This window comes from Bacillus sp. SD075 (genome assembly GCF_017355165.1).
Classification (GTDB): domain Bacteria; phylum Bacillota; class Bacilli; order Bacillales; family DSM-1321; genus Peribacillus.
The window spans coordinates 23,394-44,544 of sequence record NZ_JADILK010000002.1 but is presented as its reverse complement, the minus strand read 5'-3'; the positions used below and the strand labels follow the sequence as shown (position 1 = coordinate 44,544).

Sequence of the window (21,151 nt, the reverse complement as noted above, 5' to 3'; positions counted from 1 at the left end):
TCCATATTTTAAGAGATTGGTGGCCTTGAATAACTATAAGTCAGCAGCTCGTCATTAAAATTAAAGGAGGGAGAACGAAGTGGAACTATTAGACTTTATCGGCTCGAACTGGGGGGACCTTTTAGCAATGACATGGGAACACATCCAATTAGTTGGATTAGCGGTTGGGGTAGCCATCTTACTCGGTGTTCCATTTGGAGTTTATATTACACAGCACGATAAGTTATCTAACCTTATACTGACGGTTGCAGGTATTATTATGACGATACCAAGTATTGCACTGTTCGGTATCATGATTCCGATTTTATCTATTATTAATCAAGGAATTGGGTTTTTACCAGCGTTTATCGCCTTGGTCTTATACTCGCAGCTTCCAATAATCCGTAATACATTCATCGCTGTAAAAAATGTGGATCCCAATATGCGTGACGCGGCTATAGGAATGGGAATGACCACATGGCAGCGTCTTCTAAAAGTTGAAATCCCAATTGCCCTTCCAGTCATTATGGCAGGAATTAGAATGGCCGTTGTGTTAACGATTGGAATTGGGGCTATTGCAGCCTATATCGGTGCGGGTGGACTTGGTGTATATATCGCAAGAGGGATATCAACAAGTTACACAGAGATGGTTCAAGCTGGAGCCATTGCTGTTTCAATATTAGCGATCGCTGCTGATTATTTACTAGGTCAGGTACAAAAACGGGTTTCGCCTAAAAAAGTTCATATAGGATAGGGAAGGGGACGTCTTATGATTACATTTAAAAATGTGTCGAAGGTATATAAAAGCTCTGGCAAATCGGTGAAAGCAGTGGATAATGTAAATATGACAATAGAAAAAGGCGAGATTTGTGTATTCCTTGGCCCTTCAGGATGTGGGAAAACAACACTTTTACGGATGGTTAATCGGCTGGTTTCGATTACAGATGGGACTATTGAAGTCGGAGGCAAAGATATTTACTCATTGGACCCAATCGAATTAAGACGCTCAATCGGCTATGTGATTCAACAAAATGGTCTGTTTCCGAATATGTCGATTGAAGAAAACATTAATGTTGTTCCAAAGATGCTGAATTGGGACGAAGGGGAAATGAAAAAACGTTACAAAGAATTAATGGAAATGATGGGATTGAACCATGAGGAATACCGAAAGCGTTTTCCTTGGGAACTATCCGGAGGACAGCAACAGCGTATTGGAGTGGCAAGAGCGCTGGCAGCAGACCCGCCCGTTATGTTGATGGATGAACCATTTGGAGCACTGGATCCGGTTATTCGTGATAAGTTACAAAATGAATTTTTACGAATTCAAAAAGATGTAAAGAAAACAATCTTATTTATTAGTCACGATATCGATGAGGCTTTGTGCCTTGGGGATAAAATCGCTATATTTAACGATGGCCAAATCATGCAATATGGAACACCGGATGAGATTTTGTCTAATCCCAAAAATGATTTCGTGAAAAACTTCATTGGCAATGATCGTGAGATTAAACGGTTACAGCTATTAACGGTTAGGGATCTATTGAATAAAGCGAAAAAGGTGAATCGTAAAATGAATAGGACAATGGAATCCAGCGAATATGTCGTTCATATTGATACAGATCTTCGTACAGCACTTTCACTATTATTATCATCCCCAAAAGGGGAAGCCGTGATTATGGATCATAAAGGACAGCCAGGCGGAGTACTAGGTATTGGCGACTTTGAAGTTTTGACAGGTGTTCACCCTTCGAAGTTAAAGTCAATAGTTCAATAAGGAGGGTTTTTGATGAAGGAATTTAACAAGATAGAAATAATGATTCGCGCGTTGTTGGTGTTAATTATTATTGCCCTACTCGTTTATACTTTCCAATCCGGTGCGTTTCAATATATAAAAGAAAACTCTGGTGAACTACTATACTTAGCTGGACAGCACATGAAATTGGTGGCGCTTTCATCAATGGCAGCCATTCTTGTGGCCGTGCCACTGGGGGTTTTCATTACGAGACCTCAGTTTAGAAAATTTGAATTTATAGTAGTGAATTTTGCGAATATCGGGCAAACGGTTCCTAGTATAGCCATTTTAGCGCTTGTAATGAGTTATTTAGGTTTAGGGTGGCAAACAGCGGTATTTGCGTTGTGGTTCAGCTCACTTCTCCCAATTTTACGTAATACAATCGCTGGAATTCAATCGGTTCCTCCATCAATTATTGATGCTGGAACAGGAATGGGGATGACGCAAAAACTCATTCTTTTCAAGCTTGAACTCCCGAATGCATCATATGCGATTCTTGCTGGCATTCGTACCGCAACAGTTATTAATGTTGGATCAGCTGCACTTGCCTTCTTAATTGGCGGTGGTGGGTTAGGTGACCTTATATTTACCGGAATTTCACTTTACGATCCAGGCATTATGCTCGCAGGTGCCATTCCTGTTATCTTTTTGGCCGTTGCAATTGATTTTCTATTAGGGAAAATTGAAGAAGTCACTACACCGAAAGGATTACAAAGAAAAGCTGATTTAATATAAGACAATAAAGGGGGAAGTAAAATGAAAAAGTTTAGCCTATTATTTTGTGTCACGCTTCTTGCCTGTATGCTTACAGCATGCAGTTCTTCTGAGTCCAATGCCGGTTCAAATGCAAGTAAAGGAAAAATAACGGTAGGCGGAAAAGATTTCACTGAACAGCACATATTAACGCAAATTACTTCTATTTATTTAAAAGAAAAAGGGTATAAAGTCGATGAAGCAAGTAGTATGGGGAGCACAGTGGCCCGGTCCGCGCTTGAAAATGGTCAGCTCGATGTGTACTGGGAATATACGGGAACGGCATTAATGGTTTATTTAAAGGAACCTGTTGAAACTGATCCAGATAAGGCATATGAAAAAGTAAAAGAACTGGATAGTAAGAATAAACTTGAATGGTTAAATAAATCCGAATTTAATAACACATATGCTATTTTAATGCGGGAAGATTATGCAAAAGAATTAGGAATCAAATCAATATCCGACCTTGCTGATTTTATAAAGAAAAATTCTAGTGAATTAAAATTTGGTTCAAACTCTGAGTTCTATGCACGAAAAGATGGAATGAAAGGTTTAGAGAAAAAATATAATTTCTCTTTACCAGCTAAAAATGTCGTCAAAATGGATACGGGACTTCTATATAATTCTTTAAAAGAAGGCCAGGTTGATGTGGCTGTTGGTTTTGCTACAGATGGTCGCATTAAAGGGTTTAAACTCCTCGTTCTGGAAGATGATAGTAAGTTTTTCCCGGCGTATAATGGAGCACCTGTCATTCGTCAAGAAGTATTGAAGGAGTATCCGGAATTAGAAGAGCTTCTTAATGAACTGTCAGATCATTTAGATGCAGATACAATGAAGGATTTAAATTATCGTGTCGATATTAAACATGAAGATATAAATGAAGTTGCTAAAACATGGCTGGTTGAACAGGGAATGCTAGATTGAGATGAAAGAAAATAACTCCCTCATCACCTACATAGAATCTGAGTCGATAAAATATTTGGACGGAGGCACATTAACCTCACTCAAAGAAGCCCTAGCAGACATTATCGCTTGTACTATTGCAGGTCGAAATACGAATGCAGCAGAGATTTCAAAAGAATTTGCTGTATCGCAGTGGGGGACAGGCAATAGTTCGCTCATCCTGCACCGTGAAAGATTAACGACTGCCGGGGCAGCTTTTGTCAATGCGACAATGGCAAATGCCCTAGATTTGGATGATGGTCATCGCCTCACAAAAGGGCATCCCGGCGCGGTTGTTTTTCCAGCGGTACTCTCCGTTGCAGAAGAAAATGATGTAAGCGGTGAAGAGTTTTTAACGGCGCTCCTTATAGGCTATGAAGTGGGTATCCGTGCTGGTATTGCCGCACACCTGAGCCGGCCAGATTATCATTGCACAGGATCTTGGGGAGCAGTTGGTGCTGCAGCTGGTGTTTCGTACATTTTAGGGCTTAAAGGGAATACGATCGGGAACGCACTGGGCAATGCGGAATATTTTGGTGCTTATTCTCCCATGATGCGCTGCATCGAACATCCATCCATGTTAAAAGACGGAATTAATTGGGGATGTATGGCAGGGGTTAGTGCAGCTCATTTAGCAAAAGCAGGCTATACAGGTATTCCATCATTATTTACACAAAAAGAAACAGAAGGCCTTACACACGATTTAGGAAAAAACTATCGTGTAAATGAACTGTATTATAAGCCACATGCTTGCTGCCGGTGGGCACAGCCAGCTATTGAGGCAATTAGGGAAATACAAACTAAAAATATACTAATATCCACAAATATTAATAAAATAGTCATTCATACATTTACAGAATCGGCAGCATTATCGAAAGATTATCCAGAAACTACAGAGGAAGCACAGTACAATCTGTTTTTTCCTGTTGCATCATTTATTTCTTACGGTGAAGTGGGTCCAAAACAAATACTAGATCATCTGGATGATCCAAAAATTTTGAGCATTATGGACAAGATATCAGTGGTAATTGATCAACAACTTAATGAAGCATTCCCAGAAAAAGCATTAAGTAGGGTTAAAATACTAATGCAGGATGGATGCACTTATCAATCTGAAACCATGCAAGCCCGTGGAGACTATAATTACCCTTTAACGGCTGAAGATAAAAAAGACAAGTACTTCTGGCTGACCACACCATTTCTAGGAAAAGAACCTGCGCAGAGGTTATTAGAAACCATTCATAACCTTGAACATAAGAAAAGTATCCGGGAGCTTATGAGTGCTATAGAAGCTTCTGCAACATAAAAAAATAGGAGCATCTAATGCACTGGTAAGTAGTACGATTTTTAAACTATAAGAGGTCGAATTTTAGGCACTTGTTGTAGCTGTCTGTAGTGATCCCTTTCTCTTTATATTGGCGCTGAAAATTACAAATGTATATAGGATAAATGAGTAGCAAAAATTTTTCCAATCCTATTTTTCAGTGCATAAAATACCCTATAGGTAGGAAAACTTTTTTTAAAGTGTCTATAGGGTACTTTTTAATATAAAACGCCATTCAATGTTTTTTATTACGGTTATTCTTCCCGAATGAATATTGTACCTATCCAAAAAGAAAATCCGATTTGCCTGTCAGCGCTCTTTCGAAAATATTTATTTTCAATGATTTTAGTTAATTATTAAGCTATTCCGAGCCGCTACTAATCAATCGTTTTAAATATCAGTAAGTTATAACAGAAAACTCATTTAAATATACAAGATTTTAGATTAATAAAAAAACAAATAATAGTCTTAGACCTAGCGTACCTTTAGAAATCAGCAAGAGGATTGTACATTCTAATTTGCAATCTTACATAGAAGCAAAAGATTATTCGTCGATCAGGATAGTATGTAAGACTTAAACTACATGACAAAACCCCACCTGTTACTATTAACAACTAGTGGGTTTTCTATTTGGCTTATTGGATTCTAGTTGAAACGAAAAGAGGGATTTATAGGGGAGGGAAAGAACAAATGGTACAGTGTTAATGTTAGTCAAGTTGTCGATAGCGATAATGATCGATTTTACATAGTAAGTTATAAAGCTGAAAAGAAAAAGTGGATTAGGATTTAACGGCTCCCTTAGGGAGTTTAATCCTAATCCACCATTAAGTTAAATTTAGTGTTTGACCTTTCCAGAAACATCACAATTCGTTATATTTTCTTTCAATTTTCCTGAACTCGTCTGATAGTTCAAACAGGGTGTGTAATACAGCTGTTTGAATATATAGATTCATATAATTATCATTGCTTTTCTTTTGAAAAGATAAATCATGTTTTTCATTAATTTTCCGAGTTATACATGCATTTATTTCGCTCCACATTTCTCTCGTTCCTTCTTTAATTTTAGTCTCCATAATCCCTCACTCCTTTTTTATTAGTTTATCCACTCTATTACCTTCTTATACTTATTTTTTTGGCCAATCTGGTAACTTTTTCTTATCTTAAAATTAATTTCTATGTTAATTTGCTCAAACTGCCGTTTATGAATGTGTTTAGGCTATAATCTCTGCATGACTCCTTGCGTTGGAAAAGGGAAAGCAAAGGGAATATGGGGTCAGTCCACAATTGTTTTTTTAGTAATTAATAACCTCTAATGGATGATGACTACTCCTTATTTTTCCTGAAGAGGGATTTCGGGATTAATCACAATCGCATTTCTGCAATACAGCCATTATCGTTGAGAAGGATTCAGGTATGATTCATCAGATAATATCGCGGGTGAGGATATTTTCTCAGATATCCAAGCTAACCGCGGGTTTTCACTGCTTTTGTTGTTGCTCCGCTAAAATATTTCATATCACGATTAATGCGTTTTATGAAAATCACAAAGGGTCTGTGCATTTTGTAAAATTCAGAAAAATGAAAAATATCGTTGCCATATGTCTTGGGTGTTATGTATTATGTATACATAATACATAACACCCAAGACATATGGACTTTTAGCCAATTAATAAAGACTCATCATAAAGGACGGATTAATAATATGGCAGGGATTCAATTAAAACCAATCGAAAAGGAAAGAACAACGCAAGATAAAGTTTATAAGCAAATAAAAAAGGCAGTTTTATTTGGTGGTATTACCAGTGATGAAATATTTACAGAAGTTCAATTAGCAGAAAGGTTAAATACTTCAAGAACGCCGGTAAGGGCAGCCATACAAGATTTGGTGAAGGAAGGATTGCTTGTTTCTATCCCAAGGAAGGGGTTAACTGTAAGAAAGATTACACCAGGGGAACAGGATGAAATCTTTTTGCTAAGAAGTGCTATTGAAGTGGAATCGGTGAAAAAACTAACACAAGAAATTACATCACCTAAACAACTGAGATCACTTAAATTAATTCTGAAGCAACAAGAAGAAGCATTGCAAAATGATGATGCTATTAGTTTTATTAGGCTAGACCATGAGTTTCATCTCTCTCTGACAAGACTAGCAAACTTCACCATAATAGAGCAAGTTTTGAACAATCTTCATAACCTTACTCAGCTCATGGGGTTAAAAGCAGTCAGTAAACATGGGAGAATGAAAAATGTTTTAATGGAACATAATCAAATTATCCTGGCCTTAGAGAAGAAAAATCCCGAACTAGCTACACAGGCGATATTAAACCATTTAGAAAATACAAAAGAAACATTAAATATTGTTGATAATTCCTGAATTTCTATCAATTGCTTGATGGGGAGGATTGCTCCTATTAAAAGGTAGCTTACTACATCTCTAGGGACAAAAAATGGTTTAGAATCAACTTCAGCCCTTGAGATTTGCCTATTTCCTGCAAGGTCAGACCAATTCTTCTTTTCAGGTTTAGAGAGAAAGCCTTTGGAAAACTATTGATGTATACACAACACATAATACAATTAAGGATTGCTGATAAGTTGATAAATTGTGGTATCCATCCCTTGGCAAGATATTTTTGTTTACAAAAATATTGATATCAGTAAGAGCAGTTCCATGAAACACTAGCTCACATATTAGGCAATAATCAAGTGCAAATAAGATTTAGCAATAAATTGTAATTTTTGATTGGTGCTGCTCGAAAAGTCAACGCTATGATGGAATTGATAAAATCCTTCAGTTCAAGAGAAGTTAGGGGAACTTGCTTCTATTGCGGCTTCTGTAGAAGGTAATCTTTTAGATTCTGAATATAATTGTACCATCGACAAAAACGGTGTGCAAAACCGAATCCACGTTTTCTTTATGGTGTAGTAGGTCAACAGTTAACTATTTATGCTTCCACTATTATAATTTTAAGGGAGTTATGCGGTGGAGGTGTTTTACAATTACCATCTTCATATAAAGAACCCATCGATCCTGAAACGAAAGATGATATGTATCAATATATACGTTCTACAGGAGTTGGGGCTGAGGAGAAAATTAACTTATTTAAGTTAGTATGGGATATCATTGGTTCAGAATTTGGTGGTAGACATCAACAGTATGACATGTTCTATAATGGTGCAGCCTTCGTCACGAAAGGCTTTTCATTTAGAAATCACGGATATGATGAGCCGGTTCAAATGGTGGATGGATTTTTAGGAAGCTATCCACTTCCCACTCAGGTGAAAGAACTAATATAACAAATATAAATAAAAGGATGGTTGAAGAAATGAAAATTGCATCAATCCAATTAGAGATTAAAGATAGTGAACCTAAAAATGCTCGCATAGATCGTGTGGAGTCAATGATTGACGGATTAAAAGGACAAGATTTAATAGTTCTGCCAGAAACGTGGGCAACGGGGTACTTTTCATTTGATCGTTATATTGATGAATCGGAAGAATTGAATGGGAGTTTTGTACAACGTTTTTCCTCAAAGGCCAAAGAAGTTAATTCATATATATTTGCAGGTAGTTTTATAGAAAAAAATAATGGGAAATACTATAACACAAGTGTTCTGTTTTCTCCTGTTGGGACACTTATAGGAACCTATCGAAAAATGCATTTATTTCAATATGGTTCAAAAGAGGGGCAAATATTGACGAGGGGGAATGAAACGACGGTAGTGGATACAGAATTCGGGAAAATGGGCTTATCAACTTGCTATGATTTGCGATTTCCTGAATTGTATCGTGCAGAAGTAGATTTAGGAGCAGAACTTCTTCTTGTTACATCTGCTTGGCCGCATAGAAGGCTTGAGCATTGGAAATTATTCAACTCAGTTCGAGCATTAGAAAACCAGTGTTTCTTGATTTCCAGTAATTGTGTTGGTAATACTAATGGCGTCCTTTTAGCTGGTCATAGTCAAGTGGTTGACCCATGGGGGATTGTTGTGGCTGCTGGAGGAGATGAAGAAACGATTATAAAAACAGAGATTGATCCATCTCAGATTGCTAAAATTCGTGATGTATTCCCTAATTTGAAGCACCGAGTCTTAACTAGGCAGGAATCTTTGTGAAAAGTAAAAAGGCAGCGAACCGAGTAATGAACACAATCGTGAGATTTATAGAAGAGAAATTAGGCCTGATAGTCAACGGAGAGAGTAGAATCTCACGTCCAAAAGAGTTGAAATTCTTAGGATTTGTGTATTATTACGGCACGAATAACAACAACTACAAAGTGAAACCCCATCCAAGTCTGTACAGAAGTTTCAAAGGAAACTTCGACAACTGACAAAGCGAAATTGGAATGTTCCACTAGACTGCCGAATATTGAAATTGAACCAAGTAATAGTTGGATGGGTAAACTACTTCAGAGTGGCAAACATGAAAAAACGACGGAACGAATAGAGACAATTCTTCACTCTAGAATCAGGGTCATCATATGGAAACAATGGAAAGTAGCGAAGAAACAAATTAAATCGCTTATTCAACTAGCAATTCCGGAGGAAGCAGCGAAGGATTAACCCGCTGTCGAAAAGGTTACCGATTCATAGGAGTATCCAAAGTTGTCCAAAGAGCAATCTCAAACAAAAGACTAAAGCAGAGGGGACTTCCCTCTGCTTTAGAACATTATCTAAAAGTACACACTGTGATATAAATTGAAACGCCGTATACGCGAACCGTACGTACGGTGTTGTGAGAGGGGCGAAAATAATACACTTATTTTCCCCCTACTCGATATACGGCGGTTAGCGAAGAACAATGTGGGAAATACTAAGACAATGAAGATATCACCGAATTTTCGGAAAAATACATTGACGGGAAAATACAGTTGTTATATATTATTAATAAGTTAAATTTATTGTTATATAACAGAAGGGAGAATCAATATGATGAATATTCATGATAAAGCCTATGAAAGTTATTTAAAGATTTGTGAAAGGTATGAAATCGAGTCGGTAAACTTCGACCACTTCATCAAAAATCTAACCAAAGACCAGTTGAATGAATACAGTAAATTAGCCGTTTAAATGAAAGGGCGTGATTGCACAAGATGGATCTCCCGATTGATGTAGATGTAGAAGCCAGTTAGAAACCCCACCAGTTGCTATGGGAACAGGTGGGGTTTTGTCATGTGTGTTATAGTTGTACACATTTAGATTGCTCATCCAGCTTATGATCCAGAATGTAATCAATTAAACAAGAAACTGCCGGGGAAGCAAGTCATGTTCTCCGGCAGTTTCTTTAACTTCCCCGATACACTTGATAGCCCCATGGGGAAACGAGCAGTGGCACATGATAATGAGAGGTTGGGGAAGATAGTCCGAAACGGACGGGTACCTGGTCCAAAAAGGGCGGATCAGGAAGTTCGATGGACTTATTCCGAAAGTAATCCCCGATATGAAAAATGATTTCATAATTTCCTATTTTAGTGTTTTCTGCGTTCAGCAGCGGGGCATCGAGCCTCCCGTCTGTATTTGTGACAGCCGACTGGAGCAGCAGCCAGTCAGATGTGGATGATTTGGAAAAGTATAATTCAATCGTCACGTTTTCGGCCGGCTGGCCATGCATTAAATCCAATATATGTGTTGTTATACCAGGCATAATTAACTCCTTACCCGATGTTTTCTTCAGCAGCAGCCAGGATTATGTTGTTTTCGAGATTTTCTTTTTTAACGGTGAAGACCTGAAAGCCATATGGCGGGCGCGGCTCTGTATATACTTTTCCTGTGGATTCCGGGATTTCGGGAACGACTGTATCCCACGTGTGGTTTTGGGATTCGAATGTAACTTCAAGAAGCTGAGGGAATCTAGTTAAAATACGGCAGCCGATTTCATAAATAAGATTTTGAATAGATGGAGTCTCCAATTCATGGAAAACGGATGTAGCAATATCGATTACCTGTTCAGCAGCTACGTATTTAGAGGGATCCACGCCGAATGCATCCTTTTGATCCTCGTAGACCCAATGGAGATTCAAATAGATGAAAAGCGGACGATTTCCATCTTCGGGAAGCGTGGTATACTCATCACGGACAAAACCGACAAAGGAGTTCCCGCTTACCTTGATTAATTGAAGGTCGAGGATGGAGCTGCTTTGCTGAATGATTTCACTGCCATTTTCCCCGCGGATAAGTTCGACGGCAGCCCTGGCCCGTTCATTGCGGGACTTTTTGAATACAAGGTCGCTCGGTTTCAATTGAAGATCCGTCGCTTCAGTAACAGCTTCGAAAGGGATATCTTCGGTAATCATTTTAACCGTATCAATTTGAGGATATTTGTTCAGGAAGGCTTTTGATACATATGAAGCAAACCCTTCTAATGTTGCCCCTTTGAATGTTGCTAAATGCTGTTGGATGAAGTTTTTCATCGAATCTGTCGCAACGACCATTGAATTGTCTCCTTCGGTGAAGGATGGAAGAAAAGAGGAGCCTCCAACGGAAACTTTTACATTGGTGCCAAAAATGATATGATCTCTGCCTGAAAAAGTGGATTCAGGTATTTGTTTGATTCCGGTTAAAGGATTTGAATAGGTCCTATAGGCAAAAACATTCCCTTTTCCATAGCTGAGCATTTGTGCGGCTGATTTATTTTTCATTAAATTCTCTCCTTCAATTTTGATTTTGTCCTGTAAACGAAATAGGGCAATTTGATGAATTTCAGATAGGGCCTTATCGAACTCGGCTGTTTCGGAATGGTGAAACCTTGTTTTCATCGATTGATATATGTCATTTTTATCTTTGCCGCGTACTGCCAGGATAAATGGAAAGCCGAATTTATTCATATATTGTCGGTTCAATGAAATGAAATTTTCATATTCATCGGCAGTGAGGTCCTTTAAACCGGCGCCATGCTGTTCCTTAATTGAATCCTCACTCATTTCAACTTTGTCCCCAAGGTTCGGATGCTTCCTGATTAACGTTAACTTTTCTTTCTTTGACGAATTGCTTACAATGTCAACCATGCATCGATGCAGGTTGATTATTGATGAAAAGGGCCTATTGGCAGCCGATTTTTCTGCAATCCAAGGTGAATGTTCGAAAGTATCACCAAGGAAATTCGTGAACTCTTTTTCGCTTAGTGCATTTAGTGACTTAAGAGTAATCATTCTAAAGGCTCCTTCTTATATACTTTTTGCCATTAACTGATCTGTATCAGGAATGGTACTATCTGCTTCTTTCCTTTGCGGAGACAAGATCACATTCAGGATGATGGCTGTCAGGCTTCCTGTAATGATTCCATCGCCGACAACGATACGGATTGCTTCAGGCAGGCTTGAGAATAATTCGGGAACGACGGTGGCGCCCAGTCCGAGTGAGACTGAACAAGCAATGACCAATAAATTAGCATTATCCGAGAAATCGACGTCATTCAACATTTTAATTCCCGATGAAACGACCATTCCGAACATGACTACGGTAGCACCCCCGAGGACGGCAGTAGGAATCAGTGTAGCGAGTGCTGCGATTTTCGGCACAAGTCCAAGCCCGATTAAAATGAAGCCGGCTACAATGGTGATCGTTCTTTTTTTCACACCGGATAATTGAACGAGGCCTACATTCTGGGCGAATGTACTATAAGGAAAGGCATTGAAAATCCCGCCTAAAGTGAATGCCAGACCTTCTGCCCGGTAGCCTTTGACAATATCTTTTTCACTCAATTCCCTGTCGGTTATTTTTCCGAGAGCAAGGAATGCGCCAGTGGATTCGACCAGGATGACTGTGCCAACCAACATCATCGTAAGTATGGGTGCTATTTCAAAGCTGGGTGTACCAAAGTAAAAAGGAGCAGGGATATGGAACCAAGAAGCCCCCACAACAGCTGAAAAGTCCATTTTCCCAAAAAATGTCGAAGCGATCGTTCCTGCTATGATGCCGATCAGAACGGAAATGGAACGAATGAATCCAGTGAAGCATCGATTGATAATCAGAATAACAGCGAGGACTCCTAAAGAAAGCATCAAGTTCTCGGCTGAGCCAAAGTCTTTACTGCCGGATCCGCCAGCCATATTCCTTATGCCGGTGGGTACTAAGGATAATCCAATGATGATGACGACGGTCCCGGTCACGACAGGTGGAAATAATTTAAGCAGTTTAGCAAATATGTTGGAGAAAAAAATGATGAATAATCCAGCGGCGATAATTGATCCATAGATAGCGGAAATGCCATAATTACTGCCAATGGATATCATGGGGGTGACTGCGACGAAAGAAGTTCCCAAAACAATCGGGAGGCCAATGCCAAAGTATTTATTTTTCCAAGATTGCAATAATGTAGCGATCCCGCATGTCAATAGATCAATGGCAATAAGGTAGGCGAGCTGTTGGGAATTGAATCCCAATGCCCCGCCGACTATGATCGGCACCAAGATGGCACCAGCATACATGGCAAGAACGTGCTGAAGACCTAACGAGAAGGCCTTGGACTTGTTAATTCTTTCATTCATAAAAAAACTCCCTTCTCTAATGGCATGTCATTTTATATCACGTGATTTTGTTATGAATAATATCATCATAATAAAAAAACAGAAAATTGTCATTAGTTAGATTAGACAATTTTTGGTTACGGATATAGACAACTTGCATAAAGCGAAGGGAGACTTGTGTTTTATATATTAAGTAAGGATTTGATGCGAAGGGCAAGGCGTATCTGGAGTGTGGTCTCTGAATCTTTTAAGCTCTTGCCGAGCATTTCTTCACATTTCTCGAGTCTGTATACAACGGTGTTCCGATGAACGAATAATCTTTTGGCAGTTTCGGATATTTGGCAATGCGTTTCGAGATAGACGGATAATGTCTGTAATAAGGTTTGTTCCTCATCGGTGAAAATCTTTGAAAACCCCTGTAGTGCAAAATGGTGAAAATTCATTAGGTCTTCTTCGGGGATGATCCTCAATAACTCCATAATATCCTTTGTCCGGAATATTTGGATGTATTCGGTCCTTTTGGAAAGACCTCCTTCGAGAAGGGAGTCGTTCGCTTCTTTGTAAGAGTTCTTGGTCTGTAAAAAACTTGGGCTCATATGGCTCACTCCGAAAGAAATCGTGCAGTCGAACTGGCTTGCCGTTATCCTTTGCAATGATTTTAGCGAGGTTTCGACGGTTTGGAGAGCATCGGCAGAAACTTCATTCACTTCGTATAATAGAATGCATTTCTTGCCTTTTGTAAAGAGATGAATGGGATTAGGTGATAGGTGAAGTTCATCTTCCAAAAACTCGTATATCGAATCAGCCCTTCGTTGCAGCTGTGTGTAACTTATGTCCGATTCGGATTCATCCATCTTTCCAACTGCACATATATAGGTTTGTTCATTGCGTAAGGAAAACTCTTTTGCTCGGTTTATGATTTCCTCCTGTGAGGAGAAACTGCCATCCAGAAAATGAAGGAAGAAATCATTTCGGATATTCCGATCATGCTGTTTAAGTGCATGTTCTTTCATCAGGGCAAAAGAAATGACATTAGTCGCCTGTTCTATCGTCAATGTCATGAGGTGATCGCTAGTCTTAATTTCTCCCGATATTGTCAAATAACCAAATTTTTCTTCATTCATATAGATGGGGAAAACGGTATAGGGCTGTTTATTGGAAAGGGATGAAAATGAAAAGAATGAAGTTTTGGTTTTATGGAATCGAAATCCCTCTTCGCTCATTTTTTTGATTATTGGAATAATTCCGGATGTTGAGATTGGATGAAATATCGGTTTTAGGTACTGGTCAACTAATAAGATGGGATATCCAATCATATCCGATAAATGATCAAGCAGTCTTTGAATCCCTTTACCCCGCATGATTAAGTTGGTGAATTGCTTATGTGTTTCCATGGCAAAAGTCAATTCCGCTGCACGTTGATCCAAAATCCCCCGTAATGTATGGTTGATGATTTCCCCGAGTGACAATTCTGCCGGGAGTTCAATGATTGGAAAGGAAAAATCATTGGCGAGAGCCAGTGCTTCCGCCGGTATTTCTTTTAGGTACCTCCTTGTCTTAATCCCTAGGGCTGCGCAGTCTTGTTTTGCCATCGCTTCGACGAGTGATGACAAGAGTTGTGGCTTGTCTTTTATGTGATAAGCCGTGGTTACAAGGAATTCATTTGGTTTTAAAAAGTTGATGATATCTGGAGCGTCCATCATATTTACTGTGCGGACTTCCCTTTCGATCCCTGTACCTCCGGCAATTAAATGCATGCCGGTTAATGCCGGCAATGTTAAAAGCTCGCTTACCTTCATCTGAAACACCTCATTTTAAAAAATAGAGTATGGAGTGTGATTTTATACATACGGGAAAATTGAATTCGTTTTGATAGTGAGTGATACTGATATTTATCCGAATCCCTCCGTTTAATAGTTGCTTTGCGGATTTTCATTATCATATCATACAAACCCTTTGGTATATCCTACAAGTTTTAGTGTTTTGATTATGGGTATAAATTAAAAGGTGGTTTTTTGTGTTAGGTTTTATAACATTGAAGGTGACATATTATCTTAATTTTGTTAATATTTATAAAAATAACATAAGGATAAGGGAGACGATAAAATGAGCGAAGGCACAGTTGCTTCAAGTAAGAAAAAAAGAGTCACGCCGTTTCCTAAAGAATGTACATTCAGTAAAGAGGACTGGGATATATTATCTCAATACTGGTTCCCTGTGGCTGCCGTCGAGGAAGTATCGGAAAAACCGATAGGTATTAAACTTTTGGATGTACACCTTGTTCTTTATCGGGCCAATGGAAGAATTATCGTTGCAAGGGACCTTTGTCTGCATCGCGGTGTGCCATTAAGCATGGGGTGGGTGGAAGGTGATGATATCGTATGCCCTTATCACGGTTTTAGATATGGACCTGAAGGGAATTGTACGGGGATTCCCGCACATCCCAATGCTAAAATATCCCCGCGCCTTTGCATTAATATTTATCCTGCGGTAGAACGCTACGGTTTGATTTGGACATCGATTGCGAGCGATAAAGAGGATATTCCGAAATTACCTGCCTGGGATGATGAGGAATATTTGAACATCCTGCCGCCGTCCATAGAAATTGCCGGTTCAGCCGGTAGGCAGATGGAAGGTTTTCTGGATGTGTCCCACTTTGCTTGGGTTCATTCGGAAAGCTTCGCTGATCGTAACAACCCTATCGTTCCTAGTTATAAGGTGGAAAAAACGGAGTATGGCCTGCATGTGGAATACTTAAGTTCCGTCAGTAATTACGGAAAAGGCATGCGGCATTTAGAACCTGCCAACTTTGAGTGGCTGCGTGTTTTTGATATCTATCCGCCGCTTGCGGCCAGACTTACTGTCCATTTTCCGGAGGATGGAAAACTTCATATCCTGAACTGTGCCAGTCCAGTTTCTGCACGGAAGACAAGAATGTTTTCGCCGATGGCCCGTAACTTTGATTTAGATGCCCCGATTGAAGATACCTATGAATTCAACCTGCAGATTTTCAATGAAGATAAGGAAATGGTGGAAAATCAAAAGCCGGAGGAGCTGCCTCTCGATTTGCAAGCGGAAGCACATATCGCAGCAGATAAGACGTCGATCGCTTATCGTCAGCTATTAAGGGAATTGGGCTTAGGTTCGAATTATACAAGCTGACAAAAAGAGGGTGTCCCTGTTAAATGGGCACTCTCTTCTTTTATTGGTTTGCTTTCAGTTGGTTATTTTGCACAAAAAATCATCAAATTACTAACAGAATTGTCAATGAAGTTAGATGCTAAAGTAAGTAAAATAATAGATAACATAAATTTGTGAATATTCATAACATGAATGGATATTGAGAAGGGAAGCGATGTGATGGGCATTCAAATCGAAAAATTCATAGATGAAAAGGATGATGTTGCGTCGATGATTGAATGGTTAGCAACTTTCGGGGCAACGGAGAGTAATGGGGTGACCCGGTTATTATATTCCAAGGAATGGATGAGCGCTCAGCAGGCAATGAAAGCCGAGATGGAAAAAGAAAACCTTCTTACATATTTTGATAGTGTAGGCAACTTGTTTGGAAGGCTTGAGGGAACAGATCCCTCCGGTGGAACCATTCTGACCGGTTCTCATATAGACACGGTCAAGGATGGGGGGAAATATGACGGCGCATATGGGGTCATTGCCAGTTTCCTCGCAGTTAAGAGGTTGTATAAAGCGCATGGGGCGCCGCGAAAGACGATTGAAGTCGTTTCCTTTTGCGAGGAGGAAGGAAGCAGATTTCCCTTAACGTTTTGGGGGTCGAGGAATATTAAGGGCGTCTATGGTCTTGAGCATGTCAGGGATTTAAAAGATACAGAAGGAATTCCTTTTTTGGAAGCCATGAAAAAATCAGGGTTTGAACCTGAAACCTATAAAACCCCGGTCCGCGATGATATTGACCGGTTCGTCGAAATTCATATAGAACAGGGGATGGTACTTGAAAAGAATGAGAATACAATTGGGGTTGTCAGCCATATTGTGGGGCAGCGCCGTTATACGGTGAAAATCATTGGGGAGAGTAATCATGCGGGCACCACTCCGATGTCATATAGGAAGGATGCAGTAGGTTTTGCATCGGAATTCATCTCTTTTTTAACGAAAAAAGCGAAGAGCATGGACCCGGGTCTAGTTGCGACGGTTGGAAGAATGGATGTCAAACCTAATGTTCCGAATGTCATTGCTGGTGAAGTGGAACTCAGTCTCGATATAAGGCACCACGAGGAAGTGGTTCTGGAAAGGTTTTGTAAGGAAATCTTTTCGACTTTCGATTCCTTGGCAAAAGAAGTTGAAATGAAACTGGAGGTTTCACAATGGATGGATGTCAAACCTGTTGCGATGGATCTGGATATGAATCGCCTTGTCCGAAAGATAGCTGAAGATAAAAATATACCTTACCAAGATATGATCAGCGGAGCCGGGCATGATGCACAGGTGTTCGGTTCGTTTTGTCCGACTTGCCTGCTGTTCGTTCCGAGTGAGGGGGGAATCAGCCATTCTCCCAAGGAGTTTACGAGTGTTGGGGATATGGAAAAGGGAATCGACGTTTTAAGTGAAATATTATATAAATTAGCCTATTAAAGGAGTTGGGTAAAATGGCATATTCAGAATTGAATGCCCCGATGAGAACAATCATGACACCAGGACCGGTCGAAGTGGACCCGCGTGTTTTAAGGGCGATGAGCACACCGATATTAGGGCAATTCGATCCTGCATTCACTACTATCATGAACGAAGTGATGGAAATGCTGCGTTCGGTTTTTCAAACGAAAAATAAATGGGCGTTCCCGATAGATGGCACCTCAAGATCGGGTAATGAAGCGATTCTATGCAGCATCATTGAGCCGGGAGATAAGGTCCTGGTTCCCATATTCGGAAGGTTCGGTCATTTGTTGGTGGAAATTTGTGAGCGATACGGAGCTGAAGTCCATACGATGGAATGTCCTTGGGGAGAGGTGTTCGAACCGCAAGCTGTCATCGCGGAAATCAAGAAAGTCTCACCTAAAATAACAGCAATCGTCCATGGGGAAACTTCCACTGGGTGTATGCAGCCCTTGAAGGAAATTGGGTTGGCCTGCCGTGAATTGGGTGTCCTGCTTGTGGTGGATGCGGTTGCCTCCATCGGTGGCACCGATGTTAAGGTGGATGAATGGTGTATTGATGGATTGGTAGGGGGGACACAAAAGTGTTTGTCCGTTCCTTCAGGTATGGCACCGATTACGTATAATGAGCGAATAGAAGAAATCATCCAGTCCCGCAAAAAGGTGGAACGTGGTATTGCGACGGATGAAGACAACCAAAAGGTTTCGCCCCGCCGTCCGATCACCAGTAATTATTTCGATTTAAGTATGCTGCAGGATTATTGGGGGCCGCGCCGCTTGAATCACCATACAGAAGCTACTTCGATGATTTATGCGTTGCGTGAAGGGTTGCGCCTTGTTCTTGAAGAAGGTCTGGAAACGCGCTTTGCCCGTCATGAACTCCACGGAGCTGCTCTCGTTGAAGGCATCAAGGCGATGGGACTGTCGTTATTCGGAGATGGGAAAAACAAACTTCCATGTGTAACTTGCATCGAAATTCCAAAAGGAATCGACGGTGAAGCTGTAAGGGCGATGCTGTTGAATGAATTCAGTATCGAGATTGCGTCCTCGTTTGGCCCACTTCACGGAAAAATCTGGAGAATTGGGACCATGGGATTTAGTTGCAGGAAAGAAAACATCCTCTTTGTATTGGCCTCCTTGGAAGCTGTCCTTTTGCGCCAGGGGTTCCAAGTCAATCGGGGAGAGGCCTTACAGGCAGCACTAAATGTATATATGGGAAAGACGGGGAATGTGGTTGCATCTAGGGAATCTTTTTGATTAAAAAACTATTTTGGAGGAGTGGTCCGTATGTCAATTTATGATCTTATTATCCGCAATGGATATGTAGTTTTTCCTGATGAAGTGAAGAAAGCTGATCTTGCCATCCAAGATGGGGTGATTGTTAAGATTGGGGATCGCCTGGATGGTAAAGCGGATGTAGAATATGAAGCAGGTGGCCAGCATATCTTTCCTGGTATGATTGATGTCCATGTGCATTTTAGCGAACCTGGCCGCGCTCATTGGGAAGGCTTTGAAACGGGATCGCAAATGATGGCAGCGGGGGGATGCACCACATATTTCGATATGCCATTGAATGGAATCCCTTCAACCATCGATCGAAAGGCTCTCCTTGAAAAGGGCAAGATCGGTGAGATGAAGTCGGTTATAGACTTTGGGTTATGGGGGGGACTGGTCCCTGGAAATATCGCTGATTTGGAGGATCTCGCTAAATCCGGAGTCATTGGATTTAAAGCATTTCTCTCAGCGACGGGAAATGAGGAGTTTGAACGAGCGGATGATTTCACCCTTTTACATGGAATGAAGAAAATTGCAGAATTGGGCAAGGTCTTGGCCCTTCATGCGGAAAGTGATCCGATCACTCAGTGGTTTAAACAGGAAAAAGAGAAGAATGGACTATTCAGTGCGAATGATTATGCAGCTACAAGACCTGTACAAGCGGAAGCGGAGGCTGTGGGGCGTGCTATTACATATGCAGAGTTAACAGGCTGTCCGCTGCACTTTGTCCATATTAGCAGTGCCTTGGCTGTCGAAAAAATTGAATCGGCCAAACAAAAGGGGCTGGATGTGACGGTTGAGACGTGTCCGCATTATTTATTATTCAATCAGGATGATTTAATAGAAAAAGGCGCGGTTGCAAAATGTGCTCCCCCGCTAAGGGAAAGAGAAGAACAAGAAAGATTGATTACCTGTTTAATGGAAGGGAAATTCGATATGATTTCTTCCGACCACTCACCATGCCCTTATGAGCTGAAAGATCCTGCCATACATAATATTTTTGAAGCGTGGGGGGGAATAAGTGGGGGACAATTTTCATTGATGTCGATGATTGAATTGGCTGTTTTACACGGTATCCCGCTTCATAAAGTCGCTGAGTGGACAGCTTCAGCCCCGGCTGAAAGATTCGGTCTCTCTTCTAGAAAAGGACAAGTTAAGGAAGGGAAGGATGCGGACCTTGCTATCGTTTCCCTTAATGGTAAGCATGAAGCTTCGGAAACGAATTTTTTCGCGAAACATAAGCAAAGCATTTATATGGGCCATACCTTTCCTTGCCAAATCACGGCTACCATTAATAGAGGGAAAATAGTTTATCAGACTGATGTAATAAGTGATAGGAAGCGTGGGGAGTGGTTAAAAGTAATAGATTCCAGTATTCAGGTCAATAGCTAATTTTCAAATAAGGTTCGGGGCAATTTAAAGGGAGGGGGATTCTGAATCGGGAATCCCCCTTTATTATCAGCTCTGCTTATGTATTCATGGGCAAATCAAGGGGAAAAGAAACCGGACAAGTGGATTGCTTGTCCGGTTTCAAATGATAATTATTCAACTAGGTCGACGAAATATTGATTTTTCCTGAATACCATCGCTTCCATGGTTGCGATCAATTCCCTTTCATTTAACACATCTATTTTATACCATGCAAGTTTATGGTTTTTCTTTATCTCTTGCGCTCTAGCAGTTAAAGTCTCCCCCTGTTTACCGGCTGATAAGAAATTGATGTTGTTTGAAACGCCAACCGCTATTTTGCCATATGAGTTGCTGGCTGCTGCGAACACGTAATCAGCAAGTGAAAAGATAATGGCACCGTGAACCGTTCCGTGTGCATTAAGCATGTGGTCACTTGGAATCAATTCTGCTTCCGCTGTACCGGGACCGAGTTTCGTCAATTTCATCCCGAGAAAAGAAGCGTATGGTTCGTCGGCCAGAGCTTGTTTGATTTGGTCATAATGCAATTCGTGAATATCCTGATCTAAATATGTGGTCATGGAAATCCC

21 protein-coding genes are annotated in these 21,151 nt (G+C 40.4%); 15 read left to right on the top strand and 6 right to left on the bottom strand.

The window, feature by feature from the left end; all coding sequences use genetic code 11:
- The first annotated feature begins 79 nt into the window (after positions 1-79).
- From IOC57_RS02335 to IOC57_RS02315, 5 genes are read left to right on the top strand one after another with little or no spacing between them, the layout of a single operon-like run.
- Positions 80-733, top strand: a complete 654-nt coding sequence (locus IOC57_RS02335) for an ABC transporter permease (protein WP_207437239.1) — start codon at positions 80-82, stop codon at positions 731-733.
- A gap of 15 nt (positions 734-748) precedes the next feature.
- Positions 749-1,753 carry an ABC transporter ATP-binding protein gene (locus tag IOC57_RS02330; protein ID WP_207437238.1) on the top strand — a complete coding sequence of 335 codons (1,005 nt, stop codon included), beginning with the start codon at positions 749-751 and terminating at the stop codon, positions 1,751-1,753.
- A gap of 12 nt (positions 1,754-1,765) precedes the next feature.
- On the top strand, positions 1,766-2,506 hold the full coding sequence (locus IOC57_RS02325; protein WP_207437237.1) for an ABC transporter permease: 741 nt from the start codon (positions 1,766-1,768) through the stop codon (positions 2,504-2,506).
- 21 nt (positions 2,507-2,527) lie between these two features.
- Entirely contained in the window at positions 2,528-3,448 is a 921-nt protein-coding gene (locus tag IOC57_RS02320; protein ID WP_207437236.1) for a glycine betaine ABC transporter substrate-binding protein, read from the top strand.
- Between the two features lies 1 nt (position 3,449).
- Entirely contained in the window at positions 3,450-4,772 is a 1,323-nt protein-coding gene (locus IOC57_RS02315) for an MmgE/PrpD family protein (protein ID WP_207437235.1), read from the top strand.
- A gap of 878 nt (positions 4,773-5,650) precedes the next feature.
- Here IOC57_RS02315 and IOC57_RS02310 read toward each other — a convergent pair.
- Entirely contained in the window at positions 5,651-5,863 is a 213-nt protein-coding gene (locus IOC57_RS02310; RefSeq protein ID WP_207437234.1) for a hypothetical protein, read from the bottom strand.
- 629 nt (positions 5,864-6,492) lie between these two features.
- Between IOC57_RS02310 and IOC57_RS02305 the strand changes: the two genes are divergently transcribed.
- The 6 genes from IOC57_RS02305 (at position 6,493) to IOC57_RS02285 (ending at position 9,856) form a co-directional block, all read left to right on the top strand.
- Complete coding sequence (locus IOC57_RS02305; RefSeq protein WP_207437233.1) at positions 6,493-7,164, top strand: GntR family transcriptional regulator; 672 nt, start codon at positions 6,493-6,495, stop codon at positions 7,162-7,164.
- Between the two features lie 491 nt (positions 7,165-7,655).
- Positions 7,656-8,084 carry a 4-hydroxyphenylacetate 3-hydroxylase C-terminal domain-containing protein gene (locus IOC57_RS02300; protein ID WP_207437232.1) on the top strand — a complete coding sequence of 143 codons (429 nt, stop codon included), beginning with the start codon at positions 7,656-7,658 and terminating at the stop codon, positions 8,082-8,084.
- Positions 8,085-8,113: 29 nt separating this feature from the next.
- The gene (locus tag IOC57_RS02295; RefSeq protein ID WP_207437231.1) at positions 8,114-8,902 is read left to right on the top strand and encodes a carbon-nitrogen family hydrolase; all 789 of its coding nucleotides are present in this window, start codon (positions 8,114-8,116) and stop codon (positions 8,900-8,902) included.
- 211 nt (positions 8,903-9,113) lie between these two features.
- Positions 9,114-9,233 carry a group II intron maturase-specific domain-containing protein gene (locus IOC57_RS25640; protein WP_286184487.1) on the top strand — a complete coding sequence of 40 codons (120 nt, stop codon included), beginning with the start codon at positions 9,114-9,116 and terminating at the stop codon, positions 9,231-9,233.
- On the top strand, positions 9,182-9,349 hold the full coding sequence (locus IOC57_RS25635) for a hypothetical protein (protein ID WP_286184453.1): 168 nt from the start codon (positions 9,182-9,184) through the stop codon (positions 9,347-9,349). The genes IOC57_RS25640 and IOC57_RS25635 overlap by 52 nt, the downstream gene beginning before the upstream one ends.
- A gap of 366 nt (positions 9,350-9,715) precedes the next feature.
- On the top strand, positions 9,716-9,856 hold the full coding sequence (locus tag IOC57_RS02285; RefSeq protein WP_207437230.1) for a hypothetical protein: 141 nt from the start codon (positions 9,716-9,718) through the stop codon (positions 9,854-9,856).
- A 214-nt stretch (positions 9,857-10,070) separates the two neighbouring features.
- Here the strand turns inward: IOC57_RS02285 and uraH are convergent, their stop codons facing one another.
- The 4 genes from uraH to IOC57_RS02265 form a co-directional block, all read right to left on the bottom strand.
- Complete coding sequence (uraH, locus tag IOC57_RS02280) at positions 10,071-10,430, bottom strand: hydroxyisourate hydrolase (RefSeq protein WP_207437229.1); 360 nt, start codon at positions 10,428-10,430, stop codon at positions 10,071-10,073.
- Between the two features lie 10 nt (positions 10,431-10,440).
- Positions 10,441-11,934, bottom strand: coding sequence for a factor-independent urate hydroxylase (gene pucL / locus IOC57_RS02275; RefSeq protein WP_207437228.1), 1,494 nt, complete (start codon positions 11,932-11,934; stop codon positions 10,441-10,443).
- Between the two features lie 15 nt (positions 11,935-11,949).
- Complete coding sequence (locus IOC57_RS02270) at positions 11,950-13,272, bottom strand: nucleobase:cation symporter-2 family protein (RefSeq protein WP_207437227.1); 1,323 nt, start codon at positions 13,270-13,272, stop codon at positions 11,950-11,952.
- Between the two features lie 161 nt (positions 13,273-13,433).
- Positions 13,434-15,050, bottom strand: coding sequence for a PucR family transcriptional regulator (locus IOC57_RS02265; RefSeq protein WP_207437226.1), 1,617 nt, complete (start codon positions 15,048-15,050; stop codon positions 13,434-13,436).
- Positions 15,051-15,357: 307 nt separating this feature from the next.
- Here IOC57_RS02265 and IOC57_RS02260 point away from each other — a divergent pair, with 307 nt between their 5' ends.
- The 4 genes from IOC57_RS02260 (at position 15,358) to IOC57_RS02245 (ending at position 20,546) form a co-directional block, all read left to right on the top strand.
- Complete coding sequence (locus tag IOC57_RS02260; protein ID WP_207437225.1) at positions 15,358-16,413, top strand: Rieske 2Fe-2S domain-containing protein; 1,056 nt, start codon at positions 15,358-15,360, stop codon at positions 16,411-16,413.
- A gap of 198 nt (positions 16,414-16,611) precedes the next feature.
- Positions 16,612-17,859 (top strand): allantoate deiminase, encoded by a 1,248-nt coding sequence (gene allC, locus IOC57_RS02255; protein ID WP_207437224.1) that lies wholly within the window; start codon positions 16,612-16,614, stop codon positions 17,857-17,859.
- Between the two features lie 14 nt (positions 17,860-17,873).
- Positions 17,874-19,136, top strand: a complete 1,263-nt coding sequence (locus IOC57_RS02250) for a pyridoxal-phosphate-dependent aminotransferase family protein (RefSeq protein ID WP_207437223.1) — start codon at positions 17,874-17,876, stop codon at positions 19,134-19,136.
- 30 nt (positions 19,137-19,166) lie between these two features.
- On the top strand, positions 19,167-20,546 hold the full coding sequence (locus tag IOC57_RS02245) for an allantoinase (protein ID WP_207437222.1): 1,380 nt from the start codon (positions 19,167-19,169) through the stop codon (positions 20,544-20,546).
- Positions 20,547-20,695: 149 nt separating this feature from the next.
- Here IOC57_RS02245 and IOC57_RS02240 read toward each other — a convergent pair whose 3' ends face one another.
- Positions 20,696-21,142: a PaaI family thioesterase gene (locus tag IOC57_RS02240; RefSeq protein ID WP_207437221.1), complete on the bottom strand. Its 447-nt coding sequence runs from the start codon at positions 21,140-21,142 to the stop codon at positions 20,696-20,698.
- Positions 21,143-21,151: the final 9 nt, after the last annotated feature.